This window comes from uncultured Chryseobacterium sp., assembly GCF_913776365.1.
Lineage (GTDB): Bacteria > Bacteroidota > Bacteroidia > Flavobacteriales > Weeksellaceae > Chryseobacterium.
The window spans coordinates 1-10,025 of record NZ_CAJYMO010000285.1 but is presented as its reverse complement, the minus strand read 5'-3'; the positions used below and the strand labels follow the sequence as shown (position 1 = coordinate 10,025).

Genomic DNA, 10,025 nt, shown 5'->3' with positions numbered 1-10,025 from the left:
AGATAATTAAAAGACAGGTAGCCTGCTATTTTATTTTTTCTGTTAATCATCAAGGTTTCAATCCGGATATCACCTGATTACTCTGATCAAGAAAATGCATGATTTTCTCTACAGTTGCTTCATCTGTTACAATAATAATAGCTTTATTGACATTCCTTATTTCCGAAGGTTTATTTTCGTTATACAGATCTGAAATGTTTATATTGAAAAAAGAAGCTATTTTAGGAATGTATGTACCCTTTATTTCTGTAATCCCTTCTTCCCATTTAGCATAGGTACGGCGATCGATATTCAAATAATCAGATATTTCCTGCTGTGTTGTACCTGAATCAATTCTTAATTTCCTTAGTGTATTTCCGAGATTCATCGTATTTGGTTTTACAACAAAAATAACATTTATTTCAGTGTCAATATCCAATTGGTAAATAATTGTTAGAAAAAAGAGACGTTTTTGTATTGAATATGTAGAGATTCATAAATAACTTTGTTACACTATAAAGAAATAGTAGTCGGAAAACCGAAACAGCGACATTAAAATCTGAAAGTAGGATCACTAAAAGAATACAAAAAATGAAAAAAATTCTTGAAAAAAAGACAACGCTTCTTTTATCGTTTGGAGTGTTGTTACTGTCAGTACAATTTTTAAAAGCTGAAGAAACAGACAGAAGGGCTCAACAATGCCATTGCTGGAAATTCTTGGGAATTGTAGAGCATTGTAATGCAGCTTGTGGGGATGGTGATTTATCAAACGGAGAAGCAACACAGGGCAGCGGCTGGACCTGGTTTCCTTAAGGATTATTTCTCTGCCCTCTACGGGCAGAGAATTTATATATAAATAAATGAAAAATGTTAAAGAATATCTTACTTATTATTTTTTCCATCTTTTTTTCAAAAGCGGTTGCCCAAGATAAAGAACTGCTTATCGATACTGTGTTTGTAAAATCTTTTTCCAATGAAAAAATTATTAAAACAATAAAAGAATCGAAAAAACAATATAAAAAATATTTTATCGATTCAGAGGTTTATACGGCAGAACTGTCTCTTACAGCAGATCACGAAACCGTATCCGACCTTACCTCTTCTCATTTTACATTCGGAGATCTGAAGAAAAAGAAATACCATAAAAATACGCGTCAATCATTTTATAAAGATGTGAAAATTTTCGAATTTAATCCTGATCTTCCAGATTATACACTTTATCATCTCTGTCATTTTCCTGATTTTGATTATTTAAATTACTTTAAAAATTATAAATATAAGATGAGAGAAATAGATGATGTACTACAGATTACCTGTTATTCTAAAAGTACAAATCTGAAAGCAGTGATTATTTTAGACAAAAAGACACTTTTGCCTAAAGCCGTTTATAAAAATTCTATTGCCCCTACTTATAATGTAAGCCAGACATACGATAATATGATTAAAAATACAGATTCAGAAACCATGTATGATCTTGTCAAAGACGAGGCTACTATACTCTATCAAATTGAAAACAATGCAATCACTATAGCTGAAATACACGCAGATCTTATAATGGATCATTACAGAATTCAGAGAAACAATAAAAAAGGTGATCTTATATTCAGTAAAAAATTAAGAAATGTGGTGTCAAAAATAAGAATAAAAAATAATGATTAAATATATCAATACCTTCATTATTACAGTAGTTTTCTTTTTATTAAGCTTTATCTGTTATAATGCATTTTTAAGATATACTGAAAAAATCCCTGTTTTTACCTACACAGAAATAAAAAGCAATATTCCCTTTTCCAGCCATCAGATTCCTAAAAATAAAGAAACGATCATTGACTATGTTTCTACTGCATGCGGCAGTTGCGAAAGCACCGTCCAATCCATCAGTAAAAATTTTGATTATCATAAGACGTATATTATTATTACTTCTGAAAAGAGCATAAAAGAATCTCGATCTTTTTTCCATAAACTGCCGTTAGATCAAAGAGTCATCTTACTGAATGACAAAAACAATGATTTTATAAAAGATTTTAAGCTGGGAGTTTCAGTAACATATCCTACTATCCTTACTTTTAATAAGGATAGCAGATTAGTTATGGTTTCCAACCGTTTTTAATAAGATATCCAGTAAGTAATCGTTATGTACAAAAGGAAATCAAATCATAAAAAATTCTCTGAAAAGATTATTTCTTCCCTTCCAGGAAATCCAGGAACAGATCCAGTGCCTGCTTACGGTGGCTGATTTTGTTTTTATCCTGAGGATCCATTTCGGCAAACGTTATCTCGTGGCCCTCCGGAACGAAAACCGGATCATAGCCGAATCCCTGATGTCCTTTGTTTTCGCTCAACAGGTTGCCATGGACACGGCCGTCGAAATATCGGGCTCCGTTTTCATCGTAGTAACACAGGACGGTAATAAAATAGGCTTTCCGGTTTTCAATGCCTTCCATTTCACTCAGCACCTTTGTGATATTCTTGGCGAAATCATGGTCACCGGCATATCTTGCAGAAAAAATCCCAGGTCTTCCGTCCAGCGACTCTACAACAAGGCCGCTGTCGTCCCCCAGGCTTGGGATACCTATTTTTTCAAAACAATATTTTGCTTTGATCAGGGCATTGGCATTGAAGGAATCGCCGTCCTCGATGATCTCCTCATGGATGCCGTAATCCGTCAGGCTCTTCACGATAAATCCATCACCCAGAATCTGCTGTATCTCTTCTTTCTTATGTATGTTGTGGGTTGCTACCAGTAATTCCATATCCGTTTTCTTTTTTTAAATTGATTTTATTTCATTTTATTGTCTGCAGGAAAGCCCTCCATCATCCATACCGGTTTCGGTTTTTGTACAGGCAAGCCGTATTCCGGGGTATTGTTCCGGAGTCATGCTCATCAACACGCAGCTTCGTATTTCTTTGTAAATAGGTAATAAGACAGGGAGAAGAGTACCATTCCGGCAGCCAGAACCGCCCAGTCCGGAATATGGAACGCTACTGCAAAGCTTTCCTTTTGAGTATAGGTCATCAGAAGCGTAGAACATAAATTATTAAATCCGTGAAGCAGCATGGGCAACAACAGGGATTTTGTCTTGTAATATACCGTTCCCAATACAGCACCTAACAGCACTGCCCCTACAAACTGCCACGGATTGCCATGCACCAGGCCAAAGATAACGGAAGCTATGGCAATGGATTTCCACGGGCGGACACCGGCATTGATCATACCTTTCTGGATAATGCCGCGGAAGATGATTTCTTCGAATATGGGAGCGCAGATCACCGCGGTGATGACCATGACTGCCGGATCATCAGTCAGATTTTCCATCAGCCGGGTGAAAAACTCGTAGTATTTTCCAAAAAAGGGGCCTGTGGTTGGAATCTGAGAAGTGATGAATTCTGCAATGAACATCATTCCGGCCATCATAGGGAAAATCAGCAGCCAGGTAGAGACGTCGGTGAGGGAAAAATTAAAATTAAGCTTCCTGCCGGTCGTCCGTCTCACGATAAAGAAATCAAAAAAGGCAATGGCCGCAAGAAACCCTGAAGCATTGGCAAGCATGAAGAACCAGTCCCGGTACTGCAGGTTTTCCTTAAAGACAAACATCCAGAAGACATTGAAAACAGAGGTAACCATGGTGCCTGCAAACAATCCTGCAAAGAGCACCAGGCCGCCCAGCCAGGTAAAGGTATATTTCGGATAGCTATCTTCCATGTGCAATCAGAGGTTTTTTAATTTTAAACAAAGATAAATCAAATTATGGGAAAAGAGGATTCCGGCAAAGGAATTGCCTGTAAAACGGGGTCAACTTTAATTTTTTACCCTATGCTTTTTCTCCGGACTGATTTTTATGAACTAACTTTGCACCTTAATCTTTCATCATGGATAAAGCAGTAAAGCGGCCGGAAAATGTGAACTTATCCCTGATTTCGTATGTATGTTTTACCTTCATAGGGTATTTTATCATAGGGTTATCGCTGTCCGTCCTTCCGGTTTTCATCAATAAAAGCCTGGGCTTCAGCCTGGTCGTTGCCGGCCTGGTCATCAGCCTGCAGTATGTTTCCACCTTTTTCCTGCGGGCTTATTCGGGGAAGATGATTGACAGCAAAGGTCCGAAGCCGGCCGTCCTGTACAGCATGCTCGGTTTTTCCCTGACCGGGATTTTCCTGATCGCGGCTTATTACTTAAGATTTTCGCCTTATCTCAGCCTGATATTCCTGATCATCACCCGTTTATTTACCGGCTGTGCGGAAGGACTCGTCGGGGCAAGCCCGATCAACTGGGCCATCATGGCGGTGGGTGAGGAACATACGGCCAAAATTATTTCCTATAACGGCGTGGCTTCTTACGGAGCTCTCGCCATAGGAGCTTCTCTGGGCATCATCATCGAACATGATTACAGCCTGTACGGGATTGGTATACTTTCCATCATTATGGGATTTGCCGGATTTTTTTATGCACGGACGAAAGCAAACAAAACGAATCTCCATACCCGGGAAGTCCAGTCTTTCTGGAAGGTGCTGAGAAAAGTCGCTCCTTTTGGAGTATCCCTGGCTTTGGGCGGCCTCGGTTTTGCCAGCATATCGACTTTCATCACACTGTATTATAATTATTTCCATTGGAACAACGGTGCCTTGTGCCTGAGTGTCTTTGGCGGACTGTTCGTAATTGGCAGATTGGTATTCAGCAATGTCATAAAAAATTATGGCGGAATCAAAGTCGCGATTGCCTGTCTTCTGGTAGAAACCGTCGGTCTGCTGATCATTGCTTTCGGAACAGGTCCGGATATCGCTCTTGCAGGGGCCGGCATCACAGGCTTGGGATTCTCATTGATCTTTCCGGCTCTGGGGGTGGTGGCGATCAGCAGCGTCCCTGCTTCTAACCAGGGATCTGCACTGGCGGGATACGGGCTGTTCATCGATCTTTCGCTTGGTGTTGCCGGTCCTCTGATCGGCGGGGTGGCGGATATCTACGGGATGATTTATATTTTTCCCTTCAGTGCCGGGATGGTGTTTATCGGATTGGGATTGGCCTATCTGCTGAAGAGAAGATCAGACCTGCACATCCGAAACATACATTAACGGGAGCCGGCTGTAAAAATGGAATGGGTGAATTGAAATTCAAAGCGTTATATCTTATCAATAGTATCAGGCTTTAGCCCGACATGAAAATTGTAATTCCAAATTGGCGTTAGCCGAAACCTACCCTACATTTAGGCTAAATCCGCCACACGTGATCCGACCTATGGTAAATGGGCTAAAACGCATTTCTATTGATATTGAAGGTAGAAACCATTTGTGAAGCCCGCGTTTAATAAAAAAACGAAAGTTGGGAATCGATTTTCAGGATTCGACAAAATTCACGATTTTTGCAACTTCAAAATACGATATGTCAGACTTAATCAAAGAAATAGAGAAAAGAAAAACCTTTGGGATTATCTCCCACCCTGATGCCGGGAAAACAACCCTTACCGAGAAGCTGCTGCTTTTCGGAGGCGCGATCCAGGAAGCGGGTGCGGTAAAATCCAACAAAATAAAAAAAGGAGCCACCTCCGACTTTATGGAAATCGAAAGGCAGAGAGGGATCTCGGTAGCGACTTCCGTACTGGCTTTTGAGTACAGGGACCACAAAATCAATATCCTGGATACACCGGGTCACAAGGATTTCGCGGAAGATACCTACCGGACGTTAACGGCCGTTGATTCCGTAATCGTGGTCATTGACGTGGCGAAAGGGGTTGAGGAACAGACGGAAAAGCTGGTTCAGGTATGCCGGATGCGGAATATCCCGATGCTGGTTTTCATCAATAAGCTGGACCGTGAAGGTAAGGATGCATTCGATCTTTTGGATGAAGTAGAACAGAAACTGGGATTAACGGTTTGTCCGCTTTCGCTTCCGATCGGGATGGGGAGCGACTTCCAGGGAATCTATAACATCTGGGAAAACAACATCCAGTTGTTTCTGGAGGAGAAAAAGCAGAAGGTCGGGGAAGCGATCAGGTTTGATGATATCAATGATCCTTCCATTGATGAGGTAATCGGTGAAAAAGCGGCCGATACGCTCAGGGAAGAACTGGATCTGGTACAGTCTGTCTATCCGGAATTCAACCGTGAAGATTATATGAAAGGCGATCTGCAGCCTGTTTTCTTCGGTTCTGCCCTGAATAATTTCGGGGTGCGCGAATTGCTGGATGCCTTCATTGATATTGCGCCGATGCCGCAGCCGAAAGAGGGGGATACCCGTGTGGTAAAGCCTGAGGAGAGTACATTTACCGGGTTCGTATTCAAAATCCACGCGAATATGGATCCGAAACACAGGGACCGGCTGGCTTTCGTAAAAATTGTTTCCGGAACGTTTAAAAGAAATGAAAATTACCTGTTGGTAAGAGAAGGCAAAAAGATGAAATTTTCTTCACCGAATGCGTTCTTCGCCGATAAAAAAGAGGTGGTGGACGAAAGTTTCCCGGGAGATATCGTAGGCCTTCACGACACCGGAAGCTTCAGGATCGGTGATACCCTGACCGGTGGTGAAAAACTGAGCTTCAAAGGAATTCCGAGTTTCTCTCCTGAGCATTTCAGATATATCAATAATAATGATCCTCTTAAAGCCAAACAATTGGCCAAAGGGATTGATCAGCTGATGGATGAAGGGGTCGCCCAGCTGTTTACCCTGGAAATGAACGGCCGGAAGATCATCGGAACGGTCGGGGCGCTTCAGTATGAAGTCATCCAATACCGTCTGGAGCATGAGTACGGGGCAAAATGCACCTATGAACCGCTTTCGATGCACAAAGCCTGCTGGGTGGAAGCAGACGAAAAGTCTGAAGAATTCAAGGAGTTTGCGAGATTGAAGCAGAGATTCCTGGCTAGGGATAAATACAACCAGCTGGTTTTCTTAGCCGATTCTTCCTTCACGATTCACATGACGCAGGAAAAATTCCCGAATGTAAAGCTGCACTTTATCAGTGAATTCAGAAATGCTTAATTAAAATTTACAGCATCATATGATCCGCGGAAATTTTTCTGCGGATTTTTGTTGTTGTACATACGAGAGCGCAAAAATTATTTCCGGGTACATAGCAAAAGCCGCAAGAATTCTGTCTCGGTACAAATAACAACCGCTGAATCCGAAAAATAATAATTTCACAGGTCAGCAGTACCGGAATACAATCTGACAGCGGCAAATTCTTCATGTCATTAAATACAGCCTTCTTCATAAAATTTTGTGACGTTGCATTTCCGGTGAGGCACCATTTTACAAAAGACAAATGTACGTACATCGGCTCCGGACAAATTTCCTTTTTACCTGAAAATAATTTGTAAAACTTTTTGTAAAATGATTTTACGTTTCTCATTTACAGTTCAATCCTGTTTTACTGTACTCATACATTCCATTTACAATTTTTACAGCCGCCAGGATCTTAATTTTACTTCATCGAAAAAAATAATCGTATGAAAAAATTCATTTTAATGGTAGCCATAGCCGCTACGTGCATCATGTGTAAGAAAGGAGAAACGGTGTCATCTGCGGGAGCCGCTGCAGACAGCCTCTATTCGGCAGCTTCGGACAAAACAGGCGAAATACAGGATCAGGCAGGTGCAGCACTGGATTCCGCCAGTATCAGGATCAAAGATTTTGAAAATACAAAGAATGACGTAAAAGACCGGATGGAAAGCACCGCCAAAACCATTGATTCCCTATCCGATAAGATTTCGGATGTGAGCCTCGAATCAAAAACAGCCAAAAAGGATTCTGCTGAAAAAGATGGGAAAATTGTGGTTAATGTTCCGGCTCCGAAAGTGATCAGGGAAACCAGAGTAGTGTACAAAGAAAAATCCGGGAAAGAAAATTTTGAGACAAAGGCTCCTAAAAACCAGCTGATAAAAACCGGTACGCTGGAACTTTCTGTGAATGATGCCGAAACGGTGAAAGAGACCGTAAAAGATGAAGTATCCAAATATGACGGACATATCAGAAGCGAAAACATTTCCACAGGCAATGACGGCCGGAAAACCGCTTATCTGAAAATAAAGGTGCCGCTCCGGAAATTTGACTACCTGATGAACGACCTGAGCTATAATCTGGGGGATGTTGAAAACAAAAGCATTGATGTTACCGGACAGCAGGTCGTGGAAAACAGCCTGTGCGAGATTGATGTTACCCTGTACGGGAAAGAAGGTGGTTCTCCGGCAGGCAGCGCACCTGAAACATTCGGTGAAAAATCTCTGGCGGCAGTTTCATCGGGCTGGAATGTGATTACCTCAGTCTTTCTTTTTCTTCTTCCCCTTTGGCCGGTGTTCCTCATTGCCGGTGCCGGCTATTACTTCTACCAAAAGAAAAAAGGAAAATCAGCAGGGCACTGATCGCATGTCCTGAAAAATAATTTGTTTCCTACAGGATGATTTTAATAATATTTTAATCGGAATTCCGTTTTCTGAAAAGTTATTATTTCTACATTTGATTTGTCAGATGAAAGAAATGACCAAAGTGGGTTTAACCTCACCTGTAAAATTTCATCCAACTGATAGAAAAGAATAAAGAAAAGATATATTATTAATATTTTGTGGTTCGTGTGAAGTAAAAAGGCTCTCAGATCTGAGAGCCTTTTGCTATTTCTGTATAATCAAGCAATTACTTTGCAATGCTTCTTGAGATAACGATCTTCTGGATCTCGGAAGTTCCTTCATAGATCTGGGTAATTTTGGCATCACGCATCATTCTTTCCACATGATATTCTTTTACGTATCCGTATCCTCCGTGGATCTGTACCGCTTCAATGGTGGTATCCATGGCCACCTGGGAAGCATAGAGCTTGGCCATAGCCCCGCTTTCGGAGATGTCTTTTCCGGCATCTTTCTCTACAGCAGCTTTATAGCAAAGCATTCTTGCTGCGGTAATCTGGGTAGCCATATCCGCCAGTTTGAAAGCGATGGCCTGGTGGTTGATGATTTCCGTTCTGAATGCTTTTCTGGTTTTTGCGTATTTCAGGGCCAGTTCATAGGCTCCGGAAGCAATTCCCAATGCCTGGGAAGCAATCCCGATTCTCCCGCCGTTTAATACAGCCATCGCAAAATTGAATCCGAAACCGTCTTCCCCGATCCTGTTCTCCTTCGGTACTTTTACATTATTAAAGATCAATGAATGCGTATCGCTTCCCCTGATTCCCAGTTTGTCTTCTTTCAGCCCGATCTCAAAGCCCTCCCATCCTCTTTCAACGATGAAGGCATTGATTCCTTTATGCTTTTTCTCAGGATCCGTCTGGGCAATAACGATATAATAGGTTGCCGTGCCGCCATTGGTGATCCAGTTTTTGATTCCGTTCAGCAGGTAATAATCCCCTTTATCTTCAGCAGTGGTTTTCTGGGAAGTGGCATCCGAACCGGCTTCAGGTTCAGACAGGGCAAAAGCACCGATGACCTGGCCGCTGGCCAGCGGGGTGAGGTATTTCACTTTCTGCTCTTCGGAAGCGAATTTTTCCAGTCCGGCACATACCAGTGAATTGTTTACGGACATTACCACAGCGGCAGAAGCGTCTACTTTTGCAATCTCCTCCATAGCCAGGACATAAGAAACACTGTCCATCCCTGCTCCGCCGTACTGCGGATCCACCATCATCCCCAGAAGTCCCATTTCTCCCATTTTTTTCACCTGTTCAGCGGGAAATTTCTGGTCGCGGTCCCTCTCGATTACTCCAGGTAATAGTTCATTTTGTGCAAAATCCCTTGCTGCCTGCTGAATCATCAGCTGTTCTTCTGATAAATTAAAGTCCATAAAAATTACATAATTAGATGGTCGCTAATTTACACTTTTTGGTCAAATCTGAAAATAGAATTGCGATTTGGGCTTTAAAATCTGATAATCAGCAGGTCCGGCATTCCTCACATATTGCAGGATTGATCATTATTTCGACAAAAAATATCGAAATCATTAATTTTTAAACTCAAATATTAGGTAGTTTCCGGTATTCCCTGCCAATTTTTAACCCGCCACTTTTATAATTGAAAAAAATGCTTATATTTAAAATCACTTAACGATTAAGCAGAACGATCATGACTAT

10 protein-coding genes are annotated in these 10,025 nt (G+C 41.5%); 6 read left to right on the top strand and 4 right to left on the bottom strand.

The window, feature by feature from the left end; translation table 11 throughout:
* Positions 1-49: 49 nt before the first annotated feature.
* The gene (locus QZ735_RS14995; RefSeq protein ID WP_294249934.1) at positions 50-367 is read right to left on the bottom strand and encodes a helix-turn-helix domain-containing protein; all 318 of its coding nucleotides are present in this window, start codon (positions 365-367) and stop codon (positions 50-52) included.
* 203 nt (positions 368-570) lie between these two features.
* On the opposite strand from QZ735_RS14995, the gene QZ735_RS14990 reads away from it, so the two are divergent.
* The 3 genes from QZ735_RS14990 to QZ735_RS14980 are packed head-to-tail and all read left to right on the top strand — an operon-like array spanning position 571 to position 2,089.
* Complete coding sequence (locus QZ735_RS14990) at positions 571-792, top strand: hypothetical protein (RefSeq protein ID WP_294249932.1); 222 nt, start codon at positions 571-573, stop codon at positions 790-792.
* Positions 793-846: 54 nt separating this feature from the next.
* The gene (locus QZ735_RS14985; protein WP_294249930.1) at positions 847-1,638 is read left to right on the top strand and encodes a hypothetical protein; all 792 of its coding nucleotides are present in this window, start codon (positions 847-849) and stop codon (positions 1,636-1,638) included.
* The gene (locus tag QZ735_RS14980; RefSeq protein ID WP_294249928.1) at positions 1,631-2,089 is read left to right on the top strand and encodes a hypothetical protein; all 459 of its coding nucleotides are present in this window, start codon (positions 1,631-1,633) and stop codon (positions 2,087-2,089) included. The genes QZ735_RS14985 and QZ735_RS14980 overlap by 8 nt, the downstream gene beginning before the upstream one ends.
* Before the next feature lie 67 nt (positions 2,090-2,156).
* Here the strand turns inward: QZ735_RS14980 and rdgB are convergent, their stop codons facing one another.
* On the bottom strand, positions 2,157-2,732 hold the full coding sequence (rdgB, locus tag QZ735_RS14975) for an RdgB/HAM1 family non-canonical purine NTP pyrophosphatase (RefSeq protein WP_294249926.1): 576 nt from the start codon (positions 2,730-2,732) through the stop codon (positions 2,157-2,159).
* Positions 2,733-2,863: 131 nt separating this feature from the next.
* Positions 2,864-3,682 (bottom strand): type II CAAX endopeptidase family protein, encoded by an 819-nt coding sequence (locus tag QZ735_RS14970; RefSeq protein ID WP_294249924.1) that lies wholly within the window; start codon positions 3,680-3,682, stop codon positions 2,864-2,866.
* A 167-nt stretch (positions 3,683-3,849) separates the two neighbouring features.
* Here QZ735_RS14970 and QZ735_RS14965 point away from each other — a divergent pair, with 167 nt between their 5' ends.
* From QZ735_RS14965 to QZ735_RS14955, 3 genes are all read left to right on the top strand, one after another.
* On the top strand, positions 3,850-5,049 hold the full coding sequence (locus QZ735_RS14965) for an MFS transporter (protein WP_294249922.1): 1,200 nt from the start codon (positions 3,850-3,852) through the stop codon (positions 5,047-5,049).
* Positions 5,050-5,356: 307 nt separating this feature from the next.
* The gene (locus QZ735_RS14960; protein WP_294249920.1) at positions 5,357-6,952 is read left to right on the top strand and encodes a peptide chain release factor 3; all 1,596 of its coding nucleotides are present in this window, start codon (positions 5,357-5,359) and stop codon (positions 6,950-6,952) included.
* Between the two features lie 467 nt (positions 6,953-7,419).
* Positions 7,420-8,331: a DUF4349 domain-containing protein gene (locus tag QZ735_RS14955; protein WP_294249918.1), complete on the top strand. Its 912-nt coding sequence runs from the start codon at positions 7,420-7,422 to the stop codon at positions 8,329-8,331.
* A gap of 268 nt (positions 8,332-8,599) precedes the next feature.
* Here the strand turns inward: QZ735_RS14955 and QZ735_RS14950 are convergent, their stop codons facing one another.
* Entirely contained in the window at positions 8,600-9,739 is a 1,140-nt protein-coding gene (locus QZ735_RS14950; RefSeq protein WP_294249916.1) for an acyl-CoA dehydrogenase, read from the bottom strand.
* Positions 9,740-10,025: the final 286 nt, after the last annotated feature.

What these genes read in the sequence shown, in the direction of transcription:
- QZ735_RS14950 (WP_294249916.1), bottom strand. Translation starts at nt 9,739, where the DNA reads ATGGACTTTAATTTATCAGAAGAACAGCTGATGATTCAGCAGGCAGCA.
- QZ735_RS14955 (WP_294249918.1), top strand. Translation starts at nt 7,420, where the DNA reads ATGAAAAAATTCATTTTAATGGTAGCCATAGCCGCTACGTGCATCATG.
- QZ735_RS14965 (WP_294249922.1), top strand. Translation starts at nt 3,850, where the DNA reads ATGGATAAAGCAGTAAAGCGGCCGGAAAATGTGAACTTATCCCTGATT.
- rdgB (WP_294249926.1), bottom strand. Translation starts at nt 2,732, where the DNA reads ATGGAATTACTGGTAGCAACCCACAACATACATAAGAAAGAAGAGATA.
- QZ735_RS14980 (WP_294249928.1), top strand. Translation starts at nt 1,631, where the DNA reads ATGATTAAATATATCAATACCTTCATTATTACAGTAGTTTTCTTTTTA.
- QZ735_RS14960 (WP_294249920.1), top strand. Translation starts at nt 5,357, where the DNA reads ATGTCAGACTTAATCAAAGAAATAGAGAAAAGAAAAACCTTTGGGATT.
- QZ735_RS14995 (WP_294249934.1), bottom strand. Translation starts at nt 367, where the DNA reads ATGAATCTCGGAAATACACTAAGGAAATTAAGAATTGATTCAGGTACA.
- QZ735_RS14970 (WP_294249924.1), bottom strand. Translation starts at nt 3,682, where the DNA reads ATGGAAGATAGCTATCCGAAATATACCTTTACCTGGCTGGGCGGCCTG.
- QZ735_RS14985 (WP_294249930.1), top strand. Translation starts at nt 847, where the DNA reads ATGTTAAAGAATATCTTACTTATTATTTTTTCCATCTTTTTTTCAAAA.
- QZ735_RS14990 (WP_294249932.1), top strand. Translation starts at nt 571, where the DNA reads ATGAAAAAAATTCTTGAAAAAAAGACAACGCTTCTTTTATCGTTTGGA.